General features: G+C 55.2%; 24 protein-coding genes. 14 read left to right on the top strand and 10 right to left on the bottom strand.

The window, feature by feature from the left end; translation table 11 throughout:
* The first annotated feature begins 197 nt into the window (after window positions 1-197).
* The 6 genes from IT971_RS18150 (at window position 198) to IT971_RS18125 (ending at window position 6,133) form a co-directional block, all read left to right on the top strand.
* Complete coding sequence (locus tag IT971_RS18150) at window positions 198-1,316, top strand: ABC transporter ATP-binding protein (protein WP_065701783.1); 1,119 nt, start codon at window positions 198-200, stop codon at window positions 1,314-1,316.
* Between the two features lie 2 nt (window positions 1,317-1,318).
* The gene (locus IT971_RS18145) at window positions 1,319-2,209 is read left to right on the top strand and encodes an ABC transporter permease (protein ID WP_065701782.1); all 891 of its coding nucleotides are present in this window, start codon (window positions 1,319-1,321) and stop codon (window positions 2,207-2,209) included.
* Window positions 2,206-3,000, top strand: a complete 795-nt coding sequence (locus tag IT971_RS18140) for an ABC transporter permease (RefSeq protein WP_065701781.1) — start codon at window positions 2,206-2,208, stop codon at window positions 2,998-3,000. The genes IT971_RS18145 and IT971_RS18140 overlap by 4 nt, the downstream gene beginning before the upstream one ends.
* 90 nt (window positions 3,001-3,090) lie before the next feature.
* Window positions 3,091-4,131 (top strand): extracellular solute-binding protein, encoded by a 1,041-nt coding sequence (locus IT971_RS18135; protein ID WP_065701780.1) that lies wholly within the window; start codon window positions 3,091-3,093, stop codon window positions 4,129-4,131.
* Between the two features lie 88 nt (window positions 4,132-4,219).
* Complete coding sequence (locus IT971_RS18130) at window positions 4,220-5,149, top strand: nitrilase-related carbon-nitrogen hydrolase (protein ID WP_065702141.1); 930 nt, start codon at window positions 4,220-4,222, stop codon at window positions 5,147-5,149.
* A gap of 93 nt (window positions 5,150-5,242) precedes the next feature.
* Window positions 5,243-6,133, top strand: a complete 891-nt coding sequence (locus IT971_RS18125; protein ID WP_065701779.1) for a ketopantoate reductase family protein — start codon at window positions 5,243-5,245, stop codon at window positions 6,131-6,133.
* Window positions 6,134-6,170: 37 nt separating this feature from the next.
* Here the strand turns inward: IT971_RS18125 and IT971_RS18120 are convergent, their stop codons facing one another.
* The 3 genes from IT971_RS18120 to IT971_RS18110 form a co-directional block, all read right to left on the bottom strand.
* Complete coding sequence (locus IT971_RS18120) at window positions 6,171-7,100, bottom strand: DMT family transporter (protein ID WP_083195719.1); 930 nt, start codon at window positions 7,098-7,100, stop codon at window positions 6,171-6,173.
* A 219-nt stretch (window positions 7,101-7,319) separates the two neighbouring features.
* The gene (locus IT971_RS18115; protein WP_063094715.1) at window positions 7,320-7,679 is read right to left on the bottom strand and encodes a GFA family protein; all 360 of its coding nucleotides are present in this window, start codon (window positions 7,677-7,679) and stop codon (window positions 7,320-7,322) included.
* A 14-nt stretch (window positions 7,680-7,693) separates the two neighbouring features.
* Complete coding sequence (locus tag IT971_RS18110) at window positions 7,694-8,485, bottom strand: helix-turn-helix domain-containing protein (protein WP_007090174.1); 792 nt, start codon at window positions 8,483-8,485, stop codon at window positions 7,694-7,696.
* A gap of 138 nt (window positions 8,486-8,623) precedes the next feature.
* On the opposite strand from IT971_RS18110, the gene IT971_RS18105 reads away from it, so the two are divergent.
* The gene (locus tag IT971_RS18105; RefSeq protein WP_139189975.1) at window positions 8,624-9,910 is read left to right on the top strand and encodes an MFS transporter; all 1,287 of its coding nucleotides are present in this window, start codon (window positions 8,624-8,626) and stop codon (window positions 9,908-9,910) included.
* 170 nt (window positions 9,911-10,080) lie between these two features.
* Window positions 10,081-12,063, top strand: coding sequence for a bifunctional 2',3'-cyclic-nucleotide 2'-phosphodiesterase/3'-nucleotidase (locus tag IT971_RS18100; RefSeq protein WP_065701778.1), 1,983 nt, complete (start codon window positions 10,081-10,083; stop codon window positions 12,061-12,063).
* A 96-nt stretch (window positions 12,064-12,159) separates the two neighbouring features.
* Here the strand turns inward: IT971_RS18100 and IT971_RS18095 are convergent, their stop codons facing one another.
* The gene (locus IT971_RS18095) at window positions 12,160-12,600 is read right to left on the bottom strand and encodes a GcrA family cell cycle regulator (RefSeq protein ID WP_007090171.1); all 441 of its coding nucleotides are present in this window, start codon (window positions 12,598-12,600) and stop codon (window positions 12,160-12,162) included.
* A 224-nt stretch (window positions 12,601-12,824) separates the two neighbouring features.
* Between IT971_RS18095 and IT971_RS18090 the strand changes: the two genes are divergently transcribed.
* The 3 genes from IT971_RS18090 (at window position 12,825) to IT971_RS18080 (ending at window position 14,670) form a co-directional block, all read left to right on the top strand.
* Complete coding sequence (locus IT971_RS18090; RefSeq protein WP_007090170.1) at window positions 12,825-13,487, top strand: NnrU family protein; 663 nt, start codon at window positions 12,825-12,827, stop codon at window positions 13,485-13,487.
* A 135-nt stretch (window positions 13,488-13,622) separates the two neighbouring features.
* Complete coding sequence (locus IT971_RS18085; RefSeq protein WP_065701777.1) at window positions 13,623-14,084, top strand: hypothetical protein; 462 nt, start codon at window positions 13,623-13,625, stop codon at window positions 14,082-14,084.
* A gap of 106 nt (window positions 14,085-14,190) precedes the next feature.
* Entirely contained in the window at window positions 14,191-14,670 is a 480-nt protein-coding gene (locus tag IT971_RS18080; RefSeq protein ID WP_065701776.1) for a hypothetical protein, read from the top strand.
* Window positions 14,671-14,708: 38 nt separating this feature from the next.
* On the opposite strand, the gene IT971_RS18075 is transcribed toward IT971_RS18080, so the two are convergent.
* From IT971_RS18075 to IT971_RS18060, 5 genes are all read right to left on the bottom strand, one after another.
* Window positions 14,709-15,572 carry an NUDIX hydrolase family protein gene (locus IT971_RS18075; protein ID WP_065701775.1) on the bottom strand — a complete coding sequence of 288 codons (864 nt, stop codon included), beginning with the start codon at window positions 15,570-15,572 and terminating at the stop codon, window positions 14,709-14,711.
* Between the two features lie 80 nt (window positions 15,573-15,652).
* The gene (locus IT971_RS18070; RefSeq protein ID WP_007090166.1) at window positions 15,653-15,979 is read right to left on the bottom strand and encodes a hypothetical protein; all 327 of its coding nucleotides are present in this window, start codon (window positions 15,977-15,979) and stop codon (window positions 15,653-15,655) included.
* 196 nt (window positions 15,980-16,175) lie between these two features.
* Window positions 16,176-16,298, bottom strand: coding sequence for a hypothetical protein (locus IT971_RS22550; RefSeq protein WP_255414996.1), 123 nt, complete (start codon window positions 16,296-16,298; stop codon window positions 16,176-16,178).
* A gap of 105 nt (window positions 16,299-16,403) precedes the next feature.
* A complete protein-coding gene (locus IT971_RS18065) occupies window positions 16,404-16,586 on the bottom strand; it encodes a hypothetical protein (protein WP_110252548.1) in 183 nt (60 codons plus the stop codon).
* Between the two features lie 28 nt (window positions 16,587-16,614).
* Window positions 16,615-17,643, bottom strand: a complete 1,029-nt coding sequence (locus IT971_RS18060; RefSeq protein WP_037987483.1) for a M23 family metallopeptidase — start codon at window positions 17,641-17,643, stop codon at window positions 16,615-16,617.
* A 195-nt stretch (window positions 17,644-17,838) separates the two neighbouring features.
* On the opposite strand from IT971_RS18060, the gene IT971_RS18055 reads away from it, so the two are divergent.
* Window positions 17,839-18,645, top strand: coding sequence for a sterol desaturase family protein (locus tag IT971_RS18055; RefSeq protein ID WP_065701774.1), 807 nt, complete (start codon window positions 17,839-17,841; stop codon window positions 18,643-18,645).
* Window positions 18,646-18,657: 12 nt separating this feature from the next.
* Here IT971_RS18055 and IT971_RS18050 read toward each other — a convergent pair whose 3' ends face one another.
* Window positions 18,658-19,449 carry a class I SAM-dependent methyltransferase gene (locus tag IT971_RS18050; protein WP_065701773.1) on the bottom strand — a complete coding sequence of 264 codons (792 nt, stop codon included), beginning with the start codon at window positions 19,447-19,449 and terminating at the stop codon, window positions 18,658-18,660.
* A 242-nt stretch (window positions 19,450-19,691) separates the two neighbouring features.
* Here IT971_RS18050 and IT971_RS18045 point away from each other — a divergent pair, with 242 nt between their 5' ends.
* Window positions 19,692-20,120, top strand: coding sequence for a MaoC family dehydratase (locus tag IT971_RS18045; RefSeq protein ID WP_007090161.1), 429 nt, complete (start codon window positions 19,692-19,694; stop codon window positions 20,118-20,120).
* Between the two features lie 121 nt (window positions 20,121-20,241).
* Window positions 20,242-21,198 carry a bifunctional riboflavin kinase/FAD synthetase gene (locus tag IT971_RS18040; RefSeq protein ID WP_065701772.1) on the top strand — a complete coding sequence of 319 codons (957 nt, stop codon included), beginning with the start codon at window positions 20,242-20,244 and terminating at the stop codon, window positions 21,196-21,198.
* The last annotated feature ends 2 nt before the right edge of the window (window positions 21,199-21,200 follow it).

Genomic DNA, 21,200 nt, shown 5'->3' with positions numbered 1-21,200 from the left:
CTTTTCGGCGATATCCCTCTGAATTGGTTGGAACAATTGCACGGATTTATGATTTCAGATTGAATATTCGACGGTTTGACTTCGCATTTTTGTCAGAAGCTGCGGAATAGCCTGTGTCGGGCGGGTAATATGCGCCACAGCGTTGCATGACATCCCCCTTCCTGTATGATTTTTAGAAAATCAAATCAGGGGTGCATATGCCAGAAATTGTTGTTGCGGCACGATCTGTCAGCAAGTCTTTCGGCAGTGGCACAGGCGCTGTCAAGGCGCTTGATGATGTCTCTGTTGATATATTCCATAACGAATTTTTTACGATGCTTGGCCCGTCGGGTTGTGGCAAGACCACCTTGCTGCGGTTGATCGGCGGGTTCGAGCAGGCGACATCGGGTGAAATCCTGCTCGAAGGTGCGGCCTTGCAGGACTTGCCGCCCTACAAGCGGCCGATCAATACGGTTTTCCAGTCCTATGCGCTGTTTCCGCATTTGACCGTGCGCCAGAACATCACATTCGGGCTTGAGATGAAGGGCATTGATCGCAAGCAGGCCAATGCGCGCGCAGACGAGATGCTGGAACTGGTGCAGCTTGCACAATATGGCGACAGAAGTCCAAGCCAGCTTTCTGGCGGGCAGCAGCAAAGGATTGCGCTGGCACGCGCCCTTGCTCCGGCCCCCAAGGTTCTGTTGCTGGACGAGCCATTGTCCGCCCTTGATCTGAAATTGCGCAAGGAAATGCAAATCGAACTGAAACGATTGCAGACCGAAACCGGCATCACCTTTGTCTTTGTCACCCATGATCAGGAAGAAGCGTTGGCGATGTCTGATCGGATTGCAGTGATGCAGGCCGGTCACATTTTACAGATCGGTGCCCCGCGCGAGATTTACGAACAACCGACCCATCGCTTCGTTGCCGATTTCATTGGCGAAAGCAATTTCCTGACCGGGGAGCTTTTGACGTCGGCGCAGGGCGATCTGATGTTGCGGGTTGACGGTGTCGGGGACGTGTCGCTTGGCGAAGCGATAACCGCGCCGCAGAAATCCGGCCAGGTAACGGTATCCATCCGCCCGGAACGGTTAAGCCTTGATCCTGCTGGCGAGTCCAAAGAAGGCCGATTGGAAGGCCTGGTTTCCGGTGTGGTCTATATCGGGACAGATACGGCCTATCACATTGAACTGGGCGGCGGGCAGCAATCCTTGCGGGTCAGGATGCAGAATTCCGGCGGCACTGCAGATGCCCAGACCGAAACCCGCAATTTTGCCAAGGGTGACCCCGTTTCGGTGACTATCCCGGCCGATGCCGCCCGCGTGCTGGTGGATTGATCATGGGCAATCTGTTTCGTAGTAAACGATTTTGGCTGATTGCTCCGGCGGTTGTTTATATCGGGTTCTTTATGGCCGTGCCGCTGATGCAGATGGCCTATGTGTCGATCCTTGAACGCGGGGAATATGGCGGGGTGAACTGGGGCGTCTTTTCGTTTGATGCCTATATCAGTTTCATCTTTGAACGCGACCTGATGGACAACCTGATGATCAATACCGATTATCTTCAGGTCTTCGCGCGGTCGTTCGGCCTTTCGGCCATGACCATGGTCTTTGCCCTCGTTCTGGGTTTTCCCACCGCCTTCTACATTTCGATCCAACCGCAAAGCCGCCGGAATTTTCTGATTTTCCTGGTGACCATTCCGTTCTGGACCAACATCCTTGTGCGCAACTATGCGTGGATCCTGTTGCTGCGCAATGGCGGGCTGTTTGACAATCTGCTGGGCGCATTGGGGTTGGAAACCGGAGGGCTTGATATCCTTTACACGCCCTATGCCGTGTCGATCGGGCTTACATATACCTATCTGCCATTCATGGTTTTGCCGATCTATGCCAGTCTGGAAAAGCTTGATCATCGGTTGATCGAGGCAGCATTCGATCTGGGCGCGGACAAGCTGCGCGCGATGACACGGGTGATCTTGCCATTGGCGGCACCGGGGATTGTTGCCGGATGTATTCTGGTGTTCGTGCCCTGTCTTGGGGCCTATGTCACGCCGGAGCTTCTGGGCGGTGGCAAATTCATGATGATCGCCAATCTGATCGGCAGTCAGTTCGGATCAGCGCGTAACTGGCCGTTTGGGGCGGGGCTTGGCTTTGTTCTGCTGGCGGTGGTGTTGCTGGCGATGATGGCCTATTCGATGAAGTTCAAATCCCTGCCGGAGGAAAAATCATGAAAGTTGATTCCTCCAGCCCGTTATGGCGGTTTCGCGGCGTGACGCCGATGGCGATCTTTTTCTTTGCCTATCTGTATCTGCCGATTGTCGTGCTGATTGTTTTGTCGTTTAACGAAAACCGGCTGGCGACGATTTGGACCGGCTTTACGACCGACTGGTATGTGGTGGCACTTGGCAATGACGATATGTTGCGCGCGGCGCGAAATTCATTGATCATTGCTGTTTCGGCAACCGTGGTTGCGACCCTTGCCGCGACACTGGCGGCATTGGGCATGTCGGGCAGGCGGTTTCGCGGCGAAACCGGCGTGGCGGCGATGCTGGCGCTGCCCTTGCTGGTGCCCGAAATTGTGACCGCGATTGCGACCCTGCTATTCTTTGTGGCGCTGGGCGTAAAGCTTGGCCTGATCAGTGTGATTGCCGCACATACGGTGTTTTGCATTCCGTTTGCCTATCTGCCGATTCGAGCCCGGCTTGAAGGAATGGACCCATCCCTGGTCGAGGCGGCAACTGATCTTTATGCCAATGAATGGAAAGCGTTCCGGCGTGTGACATTGCCGTTATTGTGGCCGGGGATCATGTCGGGTGCGATGTTGTCCTTCATCATTTCGCTGGATGATTTCGTCATTTCCTATTTTGTCGGCGGAGCCGGGGCGACAACATTGCCGATCTATATTTTTGGCATGATCCGTATTGGTATCACGCCAGAGGTAAACGCGGTTTCGGCCCTGATGCTGGTCGTGTCGATCCTGTTTGTCAGCGTTTCGTTCCTGATTGACCGCATTCGTTACTGATGAGGGACCATTCCCCAGAACGCGACCGTTTTACGGACGGGCCGGTCGCAAATAATCAACATAGGACCGTCCAAAACAGGGAGTCTTAGGATGAACATACGTTCTGTACTTCTGGGAGCATCGGCACTTGCGTTGTTGTCTGCCGGGGCGGCGAAGGCCGACGGCGAGTTGTTCCTGTATAACTGGTCGAACTATTTTCCGCCGGAACTGATTGAAAAGTTCGAAGCCGATACCGGGATCAAGGTGACGCTTGATGTCTATGATTCCAATGAAACCATGCTGGCGAAATTGCAGGCTGGGGCATCGGGATATGATATCGCGGTGGCATCGGACTATATGGTCGACACCATGATCAAAGACGGGCTTGCGACCGAATTTGACGCTAAGAGCCTTGAAAACTTCAAGAATGTCGCCAAACCGCATGACACGATGCAATACGACCCGGACCGGAAATATTCGGTGACCTATTTGTGGGGCACCACCGGCTTTACCTACGACGCGGCTGGGACTGATGCCGAGATAGAGCAAAGCTGGAAAGAGTTTTTCGAGCCGCGCGAAGAGTTTCAGGGCAAGATCGGCGCGCTGAATGACGAAGTCGAAATGTATAATGCGGCGTCGTATTATATCGGGGTCAAAAAATGCACGGAAGACCCGGCCGAGGCGCAAAAGGTTCTCGACGTGTTGCTGAAACAAAAACCCTATATTGCGGTTTACAGCTCTGAAGGCACGATTGACCGCATGTCGGCCCGCGAAGTGCAGATGCATATGCAGTGGAACGGGGCGGCACACCGAACCAAGGAAACCATTCCCGAGGCAGTGTTTGTGTATCCCAAAGAAGGCCTGACTTATTGGTCGGATCATTTCGTCGTGCCGACTGGTGCGCCGAACCTTGAGAATGCGAAAACCTTTATCAACTGGATGATGCAGCCGGAAAACGCCGCCGCCGCGTCGAACTATGCCGGTTACATGAACGGGATCAGGGGCGCAGACGCCTTCATGGATGAGTCGCTGAAAAATGATCCGGCGGTCAATATGCCCGAAGAATATGCCGACCTTCTGATACCGGGGCAGAATTGCTCGGCCAAGGCGCGCGATTTGCGCAACCGTGTCTGGACCAAGCTCAAGAACTAGGGGTGAGGCAGCTGCCTTAAGAAAAGATGTGTCACCGGGCGGCTTTGTGCCGGTCCGGTGACATTTGCGACAAATGGGACAAGATGACATGACGACCGATATGCCAAACCGCGATAGCGTTTCGATTGCCCTTTGGGCGACCAATCTGGGGGTGCCGTTGAACGGTTTGCAGGACTGGGTTGATCACATCGATCACAAAATGGCCGAGGCGGACGGGGCGAATATCTTTGTCATGCCGGAATATGCATCAGAACAGTGGTTGGCGTTCAAGCCCGACGGCTTGCGCACCGATCAGGAAATGGCATGGATGGCCGATCATGCCAGTGCGGCCTGCGATCACGCGGCAAAACTGGCAATAAAGCATGACATGGTTCTGGTGGCAGGCAGCATGCCCCATCATGTCGATCCGGCAAAACCGGAACGGGGCCAGACCAACAGCGCGATGATTTTCACACCCGAAGGCACGCGCATTGTTCAGGATAAAATGTCTTTGACGCCGGGTGAACAGGAACCCGATAACTGGAACCTGACACCGGGCAGCAGGTTTGCGACATTTGACTGGCGGGGATTGCGGATTGCGGTGCTGATTTGCCTTGATATCGAAATGCCAGCGCTTTCATGTCTGCTGGCACCGCTTGATATCGATGTATTGCTGGTGCCTTCCATGACGGCAACGCCATCGGGATATCATCGCGTGTTTGGCTGTGCCAAGGCGCGTGCGGTTGAATTGATGTGCAGCATTGCGGTATGCGGCACGACGGGAACCGCCAACCAGACCACCCAGAACCCGACGAATTATTCTGGCTGTTCGGTATTTACTCCTTGCGAGCCGCAGCTTGGCCATACCGGGGTTTTTGCCCATGTCGCGCCGGATTTTGACGATGGGGGTGACGGGCCGCTTTTGCTGGCGCGTGATGTTCCTATCGGTTTGATCCGCGAGCTTCGCGGCGGGGATGCGGAAGTTTGGCCGGGGGGCTGGAAGGCCGATCATGTGTCGGTTGTGACGTTGGGGGCTTGATCTGTGGCGGAAAGTGTCGTCGATTGATGCCGCGTTTGACATCTGATCGGCGCAAGAGCTTTGATTGGTAAAACCACATGCAGGATACCAGACATGAAAATCGCGGTGATGGGGGCAGGGGCTGTTGGCTGTTATTACGGGGCGATGCTGGCGCGGGCCGGGCATGATGTGACCCTGATCGGACGGCCAGCCCATGTCGATGCTGTCAATCGAGATGGACTGCTTCTGGAATTTGGTGGAACGCAGCAGTATATTGAAATGAATGCCAGCGCCGACGTGGCGGCAATTGCTGGTGCCGGTCTGGTTCTGTTTTGCGTCAAATCCACCGATACCAATGATGCCGGGGCGCAGATCAAGCCGTTTCTGGCCCCTGATACCATCGTCATGAGTCTTCAGAACGGGGTTGATAACGCCGAACGTTTATCGGCCGTCATTGGATTGCCGGTGATCCCGACCGTGGTGTATGTCGCGACCAGCATGGAGGGGCCAGGTCATGTCAAACATCATGGTCGCGGTGAACTGGTAATCGGGCAGTCTGCGCAAAGTGCAACCGTTGCCGAAACGCTGCGCCCGGCGCATATCCCGGTCGAGATTTCGGATAATGCCCAAGGTGCGCTTTGGGTCAAGATGATTTTGAACTGTGCCTATAACGCGTTATCGGCAATATCGCAGATGCCCTATGGCCGTCTGGTTCAGGGCGAAGGCATTTGGGATGTCATGCGCAATGCGGTTGATGAATGCCTTGCGGTCGCCAAGGGATGCGGGGTGACCGTACCCGGCGATGTCTGGGGGGCGATTGAAAAGATCGCCGAAACCATGCCGGGGCAATATTCATCCACCGCACAGGATCTGGCGAGGGGCAAAACCAGCGAGATCGATTTCCTGAACGGCTATATCGTGCGCAAGGGGGCGGAACTTGGCATTCCAACTCCCACCAATCTTGCCCTGCATGCGATGACCAAATTGCGCGAAAGCCGGGATTGATCCGGGCTTTGTAATGGGCCGGGGGCTATTTCGGGGGCTATTCCCCCGGCTTTCCCTGTGCCTGGGCGGCAGTGATATCGGGTTTGGGAACGGGCACACCGAGCTTGTCCCCAAACATCACGATGGCGGCGGCCAGCACGATCAGGAAGGCACCAAACAGGGAAACCGGTTCGGGCAGCAGGCCAAATACCGTGACATCCAGCAACAACGCCCAGATCATTGCGGTATATTCGAATGCCGCCAATGTGGATGCGGGCGCACGTGCCAGTGCCTCGGTCATGAAGATATGGGCAAGACCGCCGGTAAGACCCGCTCCGATCAGCCACATCAGGATTTCAGGCGACGGATCGGCCCAGCCGAACGGCAGGGTCAGCAAACCGCCAAGCGAGCAGATCACGGCAAAATAAAATGCGATGGTGCCCGATGATTCCGTGCTGGTCAGGGCCTTGATCTGCACCTTGGCAAAGGCGGTGGTGACCGCCATGGCAAGACCCGCCCCGATGCCGATCAGAACGCCGGTATCGATCCCCGGTGTCGAGAATGTTGGCCACAGCATCAGGAACACCCCGCCAAAACCGGCAAAGGTCGCGGTAAAGACCGCCATGCCGGGCTTTTCACGCAACATGATCATCGCTACCGGCAAGACGAGAAGCGGGGCGAGGAAGCCAAGAGCCGTCGCAAGGGCAAGCGGCAGATAGGCGAGCGACAGAAACGAAAAGAACATCGACACAAGGCCGAAGGTGCTGCGTTTCAGGTGCCCGAACGGTCGGGCGGTGCGAAGGCCGCGCGGAAACTGGCGTCGCCACATCAGATACAGGACGATGGGGATCAGGGCGACAGAGCTTCGCCAGAACATGATTTGCCCGACCGGTGCCTCGAACGAGGCCAGACGGACAAACAAACTCATCACTGCAAACAGACCGGTGGCGGCAAGCCGCAAGCCGATCCCGGACCATACACTGCCCATTTTCGGGATTACCCTGCATTTGGCGGGAAGGATGTCCCGCTTATCAAGCAGTACCCTGAATAAGTCGTATGAAATACTGAGATTTTTTCATATCAGGGTCGAGCGAAACTCAGTGGTCGATTTTAGGGATCGCGCGCAGTCGATACACCAATTTGTCATCTGTTCGCGGACCCGTCTGGATTCATGCCTTCGCAGGAATGATGATTGTGAGGGGGGTAATTAGTGGCTTTTGCCATCGACATGATGCGGGGTCAGGCTGCGCGGGTCGACATCGTCAAGGCAGTTGACGTTGATGGCGGCCATTTTGCTGCCGTCGGGCAGTTGGCCATAGGCAAAGCTTTGGATGCCGCAGGTTTTGCAGAACTGGTGACTGATCTTTTTATCGTTGAAAAGATATTCGGTCAGGTTCTGCCCGCCGGATTTCAGTACGAAATTATCGCGCGGCGTAAAGGCCAGAACCGATCCGAGTTTCTGGCAGCGCGAACAATTGCAAGTGATCGATTTATCCAGATCAAGCTTGTCGACACGATAACGCACCGCACCGCACTGGCAGCCGCCATTGTATGATTTTTCGCTCATTTCATCCTCCTGCGTTACCGGAAATACCCACCCGGCGTTTTGCCGGTGGCCTTGCGAAACATCGCGATAAAGGCCGAGGTGTTTTCATAACCGAGATCAAGAGCGACCTCGGTGACCGGTCGATGATGGGCCAGTTTTTCAAGCGCGTAAAGCAGGCGCAGCTTTTGCCGCCAGTCGCGAAACGGCATGCCGGTTTCGCGTTGAAACAGGCGGGCCAGCGTGCGTGACGATGCACCGCAATCGCGCGACCAGTTATCAAGGGTTCGGTTATCAGACGGATTGGCCTGCAACTGTTCGCAGATGCGCGCCAGGCGCGGATCCTTGGGGGCGGGCAGATGCAGGTTATCGTCTCTGGGCGGTTTAAGCTGATCAAGCAGCACGCGGATCAGCCGCCCCTCAGCCCCGGCTTCGTCATATTCAATCGGGATTTCGGTTGCGGCCCGGATCAGTTCACGCAGAAGCGGGCTTACATCCAGCACCGTGCAGCGATCCGGCAAATCGACCGGGGCATTTTTATCGATATAGATATGGCGCGCACGGGTGAAGGTGGCGTGACTGACGGCATGTTCAACGCCCGGCGGCACCCAGACCGCGCGCTGGGGCGGGACGACCCAGATGCCGGCTTTGGTGGTGACGGTCATGGTGCCTTCGATGGCAAAAATCAGTTGATGCCAGTCGTGACTGTGCGCGCCGATGCTGTACCCGGCGGGAAGGTCGCTCATGCGGACATAAACCGGACGCGGCAGGTGATCGGGCCGGGGACGGGAATGTTGCGGATATTTCGGGATATCCCGTGATCCATCCATAAGAATGTCCTGTTTGCAATATATGATGGCAGATTATCGCAAGACAGACGTGTGCGGCAACGCTAGTTTGAAGTCCTTCCAACCAAACAGATAAAAGCACGTGCCCCAATTGCCACCGGTTCCGTGCGGGGAAACATCATGTCCAAGGATTTACAACCGGAAACAAGCACCCATGCCGCCCCCATCGAGGTGCCGGGCAATCCCGATCTGTCGGGTGGGGCGGTTGCGCATAAGGGATGGCGCAACCCGGAAGTGCTGCTGATTTTCATGGCGGCTGCGATGCCGTTGTCGTTTTCGACATGGATGGCGTTGTTAAACAATTTTTCGGTCGAGATGGCGGATTTTACCGGTCGAGAGATCGGGATTTTGCAGTCGTTACGTGAAATTCCGGGTTTTATGGCCTTTACCGCGATTTTTGTGCTGATCATCCTGCGCGAGCAGACCTTTGCGCTGATCTCGCTTCTGGTGCTGGGCATCGGGGTGGCGATTTCGGGCTATTTCCCCACCGTCGTCGGGCTTTATTGCACGACGGTTCTGATGTCGATCGGGTTCCATTATTTTGAAACCATGCAGCAGGCATTGTCGTTGCAATGGGTGAAAAAGGACCGCACCGCGATGGTGATGGGCCGACAGCTTTCGGCGAAATCGTTATCGTCGCTGGTGATGTTCGGCATTGTCTGGGCGATGCTGGAACTTCTCGATGTCGAATATCGCTATGTCTATCTGTTTGGCGGGGCCTTGACGGTTATTGCCGCGCTGTTTGCCTGGATGGCCTTCCCGAAATTTGCCGATGCCCACCCGCAGACCAAAAAACTGATCCTGCGTAAACGGTACTGGCTTTATTACGCCCTGACCTTCATGAGCGGGGCACGCCGCCAGATTTTCACGGTGTTTGCCGGGTTCCTGATGGTCGAGAAGTTTGGTTATGATGCCGCCACCATTACGCTTCTGTTCCTTCTGAACCATGCGATCAATATGGTGATGGCCCCCAAGATCGGGAAGCTGATCGGCAAGTGGGGCGAACGCAAGGCCCTGACATTTGAATATATAGGGTTGTTCATTGTATTTGTGTCTTATGCCTTTGTCGAAAGCGACAAGCTGGCCGGGGCGCTTTATGTCATCGATCATCTGTTCTTTGCGATGGCGATTGCGATCAAAACCTATTTCCAGAAAATCGCCGATCCGGCCGACATTTCATCCACGGCGGGTGTCAGCTTTACCATCAACCATATTGCCGCAGTGTTCATCCCGGTGGCGTTCGGGTTGTTGTGGCTGATTTCGCCGTCAGCGGTGTTTTTGGCCGGGGCGGCGATGGCGTTGGTGTCACTGGTTCTGGCGCTGAATGTGCCCGATGACCCGGAGCCGGGGAAAGAGGTGGTTATGGGATATAAGTCCGATCAACCAATGCTGCGCCCGGCGGAGTAACAAAAGCCGCCTGAACTGGTGCAGAATTTCAATATGGAAAACGCCCGCGATCATCTTGCGGGCGTTTTCATTTGTGTTTGCCTTGCTATTTTCGCAAAATCTTCAAATCCTGACCAAACGAACAATCATAATGTCAGGCACGAGCATCGCTTCAACAGGGACCCTTTCACATGTCATATTTTCGTCTGGCCGGTCGTGCATTTTTTGGTCGCGCAGTTGCGGGATCAGTCTTGTCACTGACGGTCGCGCTTGCCAGCGGCACGGCATTGGCCGACAGCGCCGTATCGTTGCGCATTCTGGAAACCACCGATATCCACACGCATCTGGTCAATTACGATTATTATCGTGACAGTTCGTCGGATACGGTCGGTCTGGCCAAGGTCGCGACCCTGTTGAAAAACGCGCGCGGTGAGGCCGAAAACGTCGTCCTGATCGATAATGGTGACCTGATCCAGGGCAACCCGCTTGGCGATTACATGGCAAAGCGCCACGGCCTGAAAGAGGGCGAGGTGCATCCGGTTTACAAGGCGATGAACCTTTTGGGTTATGACGCGGCCAATATCGGCAATCATGAATTCAACTATGGTCTCGATTTCCTGGGCAAAAGTCTTTCGGGGGCCAAATTCCCCTATGTCAGTGCCAATGTGTTTGCCGATGACGGCGATAATGATGCCGAAAATGACAAACCGTATTTCCAGCCCTATGTGATCCTTGATCGTGAATTTACCGATGGCGACGGCAAAAAGCACAAGGCCAAGGTCGGCGTGATCGGGTTTGTCCCGCCGCAGATCATGCAGTGGGACAAGGCCAATCTGGAAGGCAATGTCGTGACCAAGGACATTGTCGAAATGGCCAGAAAATACGTGCCGGAAATGCGCGAAAAGGGCGCGGACATCGTGATTGCGGTGCCGCATTCGGGCCTGTCGACACTGGCACGTGAAGGTATGGAAGAAAACGCCACCTATTATCTGAGCCAGGTTGACGGCATTGATGCCATCCTGTTTGGCCATGCCCATACGGTGTTCCCGTCCGATGCCTATGCAAATATAGACGGTGTCGACCTTGCCAAAGGCACGATCAATGGTGTGGCCGCCGTTATGCCGGGCTTCTGGGGCAGCCACCTTGGCGTGATTGACCTGACACTTTCGGTCAATGATGCCGGGGAATGGAAGGTGACCGACAGCTTTTCGGAAGCACGTCCGATTTATCACCGAGAAGGCCGTGATATCACCCCGCTGGTCGATGCCGACCCGGAAGTGATAGAGGCGGTTAAAGAAGAGCACGAGGCAACCATTGCCTATATGCGCGAAGGTGTCGGTACGACGGTCGCCCCGATCAACAGCTTCTTTGCACTGGTGGCCGATGATCCGTCGATCCAGATCGTGACCAATGCCCAGAAATGGTATCTGGAACGTATCCTGAAGGGCTCGGAATATGACGGGATGCCGATCCTGTCGGCGGGTGCACCGTTCAAGGCCGGTGGCCGTGGCGGCCCGGAATATTTCACCGACATCCCCGAAGGCAAGATCGCACTAAAGAACGTTGCCGATCTTTATATCTATCCCAATACATTGCGGGCGGTGCTGCTTGATGGTGCGCAGGTCCGTGAATGGTTGGAAATGTCGGCCGTACAGTTCAATCAGATTGACCCGAACAGCCGGGAAGAGCAGCCGCTGATCAACGAGACATTCCCGACCTATAACTTTGACGTCATTGATGGGGTCAATTACCAGATCGATGTAACCCAACCGGCCAGATACAACGCATCAGGCGAGGTGGTAAACAAGGACGCGCACCGCGTCATCAATCTGACCTATGATGGCAAGCCGGTTGCCGACGATCAGAAATTCGTGGTTGCGACCAATAATTACCGTGCTGGTGGCGGGGGCAATTTCCCGGGACTTGATGGATCAAGCATCATCATCGAAGCACCCGATGAAAACCGTACGGTTCTGGCGAACTATATCCTTGAGGAAAAGGAAATCGATCCGAAGGCCGATGGCAACTGGAGCCTGGCCCCCATCGGGGAGGCATCCAAGGTGACGTTTGTCACCAGTCCCAAGGCATCCTCTGCAATGAACGCACCCGACAATATCAGCTTTGTCGGCGAGGACGAAAACGGCTTTGCCCAATATGTCCTTCAGTCGAAATAGGACTGGACCCGAAACAGAAAAAGCCGCCCATCGGAAGAGGGCGGCTTTTTAATTGGGCGTGCGCGAAGACCGTGAAGGTCAGCGACAGCCAGACTGTTACTTTTTGGGACCGTGCGACATATGCGGCGCATTCGGGCGACCCGGAACATTCCGCGGGCCGTCTTCGCGCGGGTTTTTGCCGTTCAGATAGGCGGCTGCGCAATGTTCGTCGCAGTAAGGTTTGCTCGGCACAGATTTCTTGCCGCAGAAATGGAAGTCTTCATCGCCCGGATCACCGAACGGCCAGCGGCACATACCGGCACCGAGATCAAAGATGCTGATACCTTTGCTCTGTACTTTCGGGGTCGGTGCCTTTTTCGGCTCACTCTCTTCGGCGCGGCGCTGGATCGGGGAGGGGCGCTTGGGCAGGCCAAGGCGGTGCGCCTTGCCAACGACGGCGTTTTTGCCAACGCCCAGTTCTTCACCGATGCGTGCTGTGGTCCAGCCCTGATTCCAGAGCGAGGTCAGCAGTTCAATCTTTTCCGGCGTCCAGCTCATTTCGAGTATATTCCGTGTTTCTTTGTCTGCCCGGTGGAAAATCCATAGGCAGGTGCTTATTGTCCGAAGTCAAACAGGGATACAGACGTATCCGCTAATATCACGCGGCGCAAGGGTCTTAGCCATTTTGGACCAATCGGGACCAGTTTGACGACCGGTTTGCTGCACGCGGAAAGATGCGCAATTTGCATGACAGCGCGTCAATGTAAAGGGGAGATCGTCATTTGACATGGTTTTTCGTTTCAGTCGCGGTGTTTATGGCGGGGCATATCGTGCCCGGTCTTCTGCGTGGTGCGATCACGGCAAGGATCGGTCACACGGCATATATTATAACGTTTTCGGTCACGTCGCTGTTCCTGCTGGGATGGGTGATTTATGAAGTGCGTCATGCGGACTTCATCGCGCTGTGGCCCTACGAAATCTGGCAAAACCATGTGACGCTGACCTTCATGCTGCCTGCCTGTATTTTGTGGGCTGCGGCGATTATTCAACCCTGTCCGTTGTCGATAGGACGAAAAAAGGGCTTTGATCCGGCGCGACCGGGGATCAATCGTTTGACCCGTCATCCGCTGCTTTTGGGCATGATGTTGTGGGGACTTGGGCATATCGTGCCCAATGGTGATCTGGTGGCTTTCATGTTCTTCGGCGGGGCGACGGTTTTTGCCATTGCCGGGTTCTGGCGTATGGAAAAAATCCGCGCCCGCCACATGGACGTGGCCGAATACAAGGCAATCCTTGACGGGACTCGACGGTTTGATGTCGCGGGGCTTGCCAAAGGCGCGCTTGGCTGGCGCGATATCGGGCTGGGAATTCTGCTTTATGTCGTGCTCCTTTGGGCGCATCCCTATGTCATCGGGGTTGATCCATCGGCGGTAATCGGCGGCTGAACCACCATTGACCGCATTTTGCGGTTGTGAGGTCTGATGCAGAAAACCTTGCCGCAATGCTTGAAGTTCCAAGGTTTCATTGGAATACTGGTTCGCAGAATGTCCATCCTGGACAGGTTATTTCTGTGAGGTGTTATGACGTCTCCTGAACTTGCGACCAATCTTGCCCGTTTCGCCGAGATGGAAGGCCGCCACCCCAGACTGCTTCTGGCGACGGCATCGTCGGCGGAAGAATCCCATCACAAGCATGTCGCGACCCTGTTTGCCGATGGCGGGTTTGACGTTGATATCGCCCCGAAAAATTCCGACGCACAATCGATTGCCCGTCAGGCGGTTGATTGCGATGCCGATATTCTGGTTCTGATCCGTTTGTCGCTGACGGCTGAAGACCGGGTGGGGGTAGCCGATGTGATATCGTCGCTGGCCGCCCTTGATGCGGAATATATCAAATTCGGCATTGTCGGGAAAACCGATGACCCGGCGCGTGACAATGTTGATTTCGTCTTTGATCTTGAACATCTGGGAACGGATGATTGCGAGGCGCTGGTCGGTTACATTCTTGAGATTGAAGAAGACCGGGTTGCGCAACATATATAAGGCGTTGCGATATTGCTTGCCGGCCGCAGGCAATGATTTTGAAACCCTTTGGGTGCATGATGGTTGCCTTGTGATGCGGGCAACCAAACCATAGCAGGAACGATTGATGGGAATGCTCAAGGAGACGCTGCTGCGCGTTTTCGTAGGAAAACGCGGACGGGAGGCCCTTAAGGCCTATGGCGATGCACAGTCCCTTCAACTCAATGATCCCGAACTGGCCGCACGCAGTGCTGCCCAGGCCAAACAGGCACGCCGGATCGAAGACCGCGCGATGGCCTATCAGGAAAGTGGCATGTCCTTTGAGGAGGCCCGCGCACAGGCCTTGGCCGAGACCCTGACAGAACAGTCGGATAATCCGCAGGCCGCGATCCTTAAGGCTCTTGAAGCCGCCGATGCCAAGATCGGCAAAAAGAAAAGCCGGATGCCAAGTGCAGCCGACGATGCGCGCGCCAAACTGATTTCCGAAGCATTGGTTGCCATCCGCAACAAGCAGGAAGATCTGGACAAGCTTGATCCGGAATTGCGCGCCAAATTGACCCTGATGGCGGTTGGGGCGCTTATGGGCGGTCCGCCGACCAAACAGTAAGTTTGGGGCGCTTTTGCGCGGGACAAATCAACAAATCCCTATCGGAAAATATTGCGATGCAGCCCGGTGGTCAGCTGGCTGTAATCCGGTTCATTGTCGGCGGTCAGGAAGCCGTGGCGAATCAGGAAATCGATGATCACCAGCGCGCAATTGAATTTGAAATCAAAACTGCTGCGTACGATTTCGGCAACCTCGGCCAAAGGCATCAATTCAAACCGTTCGACTTCGCCGTCCGCACATCGCGGCACGAAATCGGCGGGCAATTCCAGATCATAATTGACCATGACATCGGGCTTTAGCCCTTCGGTGGTTTCGTAAAGATAGGAAACGGTACCGACCGGTTTCAAATTTCTGGAGAGGTTTTCGGGGATGGCGGCTTCTTCGGCACATTCCTTGATCATGTTTTCAAGAAAACCAAGTCCGGTCGGCTGGCCGCCTGCAACCATATTGTCGAGCATGCCGGGATAGGTCGGTTTGTCCTTGGCGCGGTGGGCAATCCACATATGGATGCCATCATCTTTTTGCACATAGCCGTTCATATGCACCCCCCAGGACCGGAACCCGAAATAGGGCATGGCGGACCGATCCAACTGACACAGGGGATCGTGACCCAGTGTCGGGCGAATATCGAACCGTTCGCCATGCAGACGACGGATGACGCCCTGATCGCAAAGCGCCTTGGTGGCGGTATCGAGCGAACGGTTGCGATCATCAAGGGTTCCGATATGTGACGCAAAGCAAAATTCGCCATTTTCATCGCGGACAAAGTCCGGGCCAAGTGCGGACAGGGCGGTGGCAAAGTCCGGACGCAAGGCACCCAGAGACATTCCATCAATGCGGAATGGCACATAGCGCGATGGATTGGCGTTGTTGCAGGCTTTGATATGGTCAAGATAGGTCAAGACGGGCTCCGTCGGTTGGGGCGCACTGCAACACGATCATGTTGCAGTGCCGCGACCCAGACAGACTAAGCGTCCAAGGCCTAAGCGCCAAGGGCAGAGTTGGAATAACCCTTTTCCGATGTCAGAACCGTATTCACATGCACGATCTGACGCAGGCAACGCGCGATATGTTCGGCAACTTTGGTTTCGAGTTGCTGAATCTGGATATCGATCTGCAATTCGCTGAAACCGGCATGGCTGTCGGCGACGGTGGAATGCCAGCTTGCGGGGACAAGATTGCGTTTGGAAAACAGTTCCAGCACACGCGGCATAACATCGGGTTCTGCGGCGGCGTGAACGGCGAAACAATAAACGGATTTGGTCGGCTGCGCGCTTTCAAGCGGCGCGAGAAAGGCATGATCGGTCATGACAATGCACACACATTTTCATTGCATCCAGTAGGCGAAAAGACACGTCCCGGGGTCCTCAGACCACCGGGCTGGTAATTCGCGTAATGGCAACGATGAAAAGGCGGCGGTTGTTCATGAAGATGTTCTTGAACTTTCGGGTCGTTATCCCCGATTGGCTAACGACCGGTAAAATGACAAAGCGCTTGGATAAAGATCAGAGGATCAGGAGCGATGCAATCAGGGCCAGAATGGTGCCAGCAAACAGGATTTCCATCGAACGGGCGATCTGCTGTTCACGGGCAATGGCGATAGCAACGGCTTTGCGCTTATTCATCATTTTTACTCCGTCTTATGACAGGTATCTTTTAATGCACCACACGGTGCACGACTGAAATATATGCAGGCATATGGTCCCGATACAAGTGCTGTCCTGATAAAAACGTCAAAAAACTTTCAACCTGATGGAAAAGGCCAGCTTTTCTGCACCTGTTTTGGTCACAAATAACCAAAGGTTGATGGTGCGGCGCATGAAAAACGCGAGAATCGGAATTGGCACGTGGCTCAGTTGCTGCCGATTCCCGCGATATTGGCATGCTGTGCTGCGATACCCGTCGGCAATGTCCATGTTATCCGCAGCGTTATCGGCGGCGTTGTCAGCGAATGGCAAGCTCGGTGATGCCGATTTCCCTGGGTGGTTGGCCGGGGCGGGTAAAGGTGACTTCACCGCGATAGGCCCCTGCGGGCCAGCGATCACCGGGGCGGTTGATATTGACGTAAAACCACTTGGCGCGCGGGCCGTTATCGTTTTCGACATTGATGGTGAAATCGCGGTGTCCGCCAATGCCGTTCGGGCCATCCATGCTTAATCGGATGATATCGCCGTTGCTGGCACCAATCAGATAAGCCCAGAAAAACAGGCCGGGGCTTGAGGCGGGGAGTTCGCTGCTTTTGCCATAGCCGCGTTTAATGTCGGTGGCATTGGGTTTGGCCGACGAAAATCCCGACGCATAAAGCGTTATGGCGCGATAGGACATCTGTTCCTTGGCGGCCTCGGTCCAAAGAACGGCGTTACTGGCATTGCAATCCTGCGGGGTGACGGCACCCATCGGAGTACCGCTGAACGGATCGACCAGCTGGTTATCCTTGCGCAGGTTGAAATGAAGATGCGGGAAGGTGGCCTGACCGGACATGCCGATCAGTCCGATTGTCTGACCGCGTTCGACCGTATCACCTTTTTTCACCGCCAGCGATCCGCGGCGCAGATGGCAATACTGGCTTTGCCAGCCGTCATCATGGTTGATCAGAATGCCATTGCCGCATTCGATCCCCTTAAGCGCATCCCCGACCAGACGGCCGGCGTCGATATCCTCGACCCCGTCGCGGGTGGCGATCACGGTTCCGGCGGCAACTGCATTGACCTCGACCCCGCCAATCATGGTGGCTTCGTCAGGAATGGAAAAATCGGTTCCGCGATGGCCTTCATAGGTGGTGGTGCCACAGGCAAAATCACGGATTTCAGGGCCGGGATCGTGATCGACATAATGAACCACATCGCACTGGCCATAAAGGCAATCGACCGGCAGGTCAAAAGGCGGGCCATCAGCGCGGGCGATGGTCGCGAACGGCACGAGGATCAGAACCCCGAATAGCATTGCCGCAATACGTCCTGTCGCCTGACCCATCAAATCCTCCTGCCGGTGCCCCGCGACAACCGGTTCAGAAACGGTTTTTGGCAGGACTGCTTCGTCACACATCCTTCATCTAACATAATGGTGATGGACTTGCGATGGGCAAGGTACTGTATTGTTTCAATATCATCGACTATGACCATAAAGACACAGTCGTCGTTGCAGTGCGTGGTGTTTGGCAGGAACAAGATGGATCAACAGGCAGGGTTTTTAAGATTGGGCATCTTTGCCGCCATCCTTGTCGTGATGGCAATGTGGGAGGCGTTAATGCCTTATCGTCCGGCGGGTGGGTTGCGCAACCCGGGGCGGTGGCTGACCAATTTTGGTTTGCTGTTGATGGGGGCTGCATTAACCCGTTTCACCATCGGGGCCGCGATGATTGCCGCGGCCATTCTGGCCGGGCAGCAGGGCTGGGGCGTGATCAATCAGGGCGAGGAATTGATGAGCCTGCCCGGGTGGCTGAGTGGCCTGATTGCAATCGTCGCGCTTGATTGTGCAGTTTACTGGCAGCACCGCCTGACGCATATCGTGCCGGTTTTCTGGCGGTTCCACAGGGTGCATCATTGCGACATCGAATTTGATGTCTCGACCGCGGTGCGGTTTCACCCATTCGAGATTTTGGCATCCGCAATCTACAAATCGCTGTTTGTTGTTTTGCTGGGGGCCGACCCTTGGGCGGTGGTGATTTATGAAAGCATGCTAAGCGGATTTGCGCTGTTTAATCACGGCAATGTTCATTTGCCCGGCGGGTTTGACCGGTTATTGCGCCGATTGATTGTGACGCCTGATATGCACCGGGTCCATCATTCCAGCCTGATAGGCGAAACCAACAGCAATTACGGAAATATCCTGTCAGTTTGGGACCGGCTGTTTGTCAGCTATGTCGATCACACGCAAACCAATGATCATGACATGCAGATCGGACTTGAGGAATTTCGCGACAAACGCAGTCAAAGCCTTTGGTCGGTATTGTGGATGCCGTTTCGCCGGTCTTGATGTAATCGTCGCCTATTCCCCGACGATGCCACGCACAACCATGGCGGATGCGACCAGCGACCGGCGGCCATCATCCTTGCCCCCCAGATAGGACCGTTCGGTAGCGGTGCGCAGCTGCAGGGCCAGTTCCGGATCAAGATCGTTAAAGAAATCGCGGATCAGGCTGTGTGCCCCCAGAAGCGACTGCCAGTAATCCTCGAAATCCAGAAAATCCATGCGGATCGACAAGGTTGCGGTATCAACATCGCCCAAACCCGCATCGGACCAAAGATCAAACAGGGCGTCTTCGCTTTGATAGGGGATATCAAAAATCCTGCTGCGCAATTCATCGCCTGATGGATAGGCGACAACCGCGGCAGCATCCAGAAACAGCCGGATAAAAGATAATCCCCCGGCACGGTCCCAGACACTTGCCGCAATCCGCCCGCCCGGTTTCGTGACCCGGACCATTTCCGAAACAGCACCCGCCGGACCATCCAGATCGTTTAACAGCAATTGCGAAAAGGCGGTGTCGAAGCTGTCATCGGCAAAGGGCAGGTTGCTGGCGTCGCCGGTTTCAAAGCTGACATTCTCGGCAGCGCTGAGAAGGGCTTCGGACAGGTAATCGGGGATCAGGTCCACCCCGACAATCCGGGCCTTGGGATAGCGCGTGGCGGCGGCAAGTGTGAGGCTCCCGGTACCGCAACCGACATCAATCAGCGCACCGCAGGATGGGGCGGCAACGAAATCAAGGAAGCTGCGCGACAGGCGGCGGCTCCATCGGCCCATGGCGATTTCATAGATGTCAGCAGTGGTCGCATTCATGGACGTTTTCCGCAATTTGTTGTTCTGAGAGGCAGTTTGCACCGTGACGGGGCGTGACGGAAGTTCCCATTTGGGCAGGCATAGCCGATATGGCAAGCCGGTTAAATTACCCTGTTCAACCAATTATCCATTGCCGAAAAAAGAAAACACGAAATAATATTGCGAATGCTGCGGCGCAAAAATAAATCAGAAGTCAGACGTGGCGATCGAAAACAGGCAAGGAAAGTCAGGAAATGAGAGAGATGAACGGACTGGAAGGGCTGTATCTTGAGGATATCGAGATCGGCATGGTCGGCAGCTACGCCAAAACCGTCACCGAAACCGATATCGTGATGTTTGCCGGATTGTCCGGCGATACAAATCCGGTTCATCTTAATCAGGAATTTGCCGAAACCACGATGTTTGAAGGCCGCATTGCGCATGGCATGCTGTCGGCCGGTTTTATTTCAACCGTTCTGGGCACGCGTCTTCCGGGGCCGGGCACGATTTACCTGTCGCAGAATTTGCAGTTCAAGGCACCGGTCCGCATTGGCGATACCGTTACCGCAAAGGTCACGGTGCGCGAAATCATCGCGCCCAAGCGCCGTGTGGTTCTGGAAACCAATTGTTATGTCGGCGATAAATGCGTGATTGCGGGCGAGGCGATGGTGATGGTGCCGTCACGCCAATAAGCATCTTTTGTCGGAAAAGTCTTTACGCTTCGGGCTTGCGCGCTTTATAGCTGCCCGCTGGACCGTGCGGATATGCGATCTGCCGGCATGATGACGAGCAAAAAAAGAGAGACCGGCGCGGATGCGCGTTTTTCGATCTTTTGACAATCTGACAGATGACGCACGCGGTGCGGTCGTTGCGATTGGTAATTTTGACGGCCTTCACCTAGGCCATCAGACATTGCTTGATCATGCGCGCGAAATCGCCCGCGATCTGGATGCGCCGCTGGGGATCCTTACGTTTGAGCCCCATCCCCGGATGCTGTTCCGGGCGGGCGAACCGGAATTCCGCCTGACATCGGCTGATGACAGGATTACGGCGGCGTCTGATCTGGATATTGAGCTGTTTTTCGAAGCCCGCTTTGACCGCGATTTTGCCGCCATGAGCGCCGAAGAATTCATCGAGCGCATTCTGGTGAACGGGCTTGGTGTGCGCCATGTCGTCGTTGGCTGGGATTTCTGCTTTGGCAAGGGCCGGGCGGGAAATGTCGATCTGCTGCGTGCAATTGGCGAAAAGTCCGGTTTCGGCGTGACGGCGATTGAGGCGGTGACGCATGATAACGGGATCATCTATTCCTCGACCGCGATCCGACAGGCGCTGCGCGATGGCCGCCCGCAGGATGCGACCCATTTGCTGGGGCGCCCGTGGGAAGTAGCCGGTGTGGTGATCAAGGGCGATCAGCGCGGCCGGACGATTGGTTTCCCGACTGCCAATGTTGCACTTGGCAATCATCTGCGTCCGAAATTTGGTGTTTATGCCGTTCAGCTTGGCCTGATATCGGACGCAAATGACGAAACCGTTGAACGCTGGATCGACGGAGTCGCAAATATTGGTGTTCGCCCCAGCTTTGGCGGGGATGCGGATGCCGGGCTTGAAGCCCACCTGTTCGATTTCGATCAGGACATCTATGGCCGTCGCGTTCGCGTGCGTTTGCACGGCTTTATCCGGGGCGAACAGAAGTTCGACGGGCTTGATGCACTGAAAGCCCAGATCGCCGCGGATGTGATTGCCGCCAAAGAGATTCTCGGCAAGATTTGAAT

The organism is Thalassospira sp. B30-1, from assembly GCF_015767575.1.
Classification (GTDB): domain Bacteria; phylum Pseudomonadota; class Alphaproteobacteria; order Rhodospirillales; family Thalassospiraceae; genus Thalassospira; species Thalassospira xiamenensis.
This window is presented reverse-complemented; position numbering and strand designations above follow the sequence as displayed.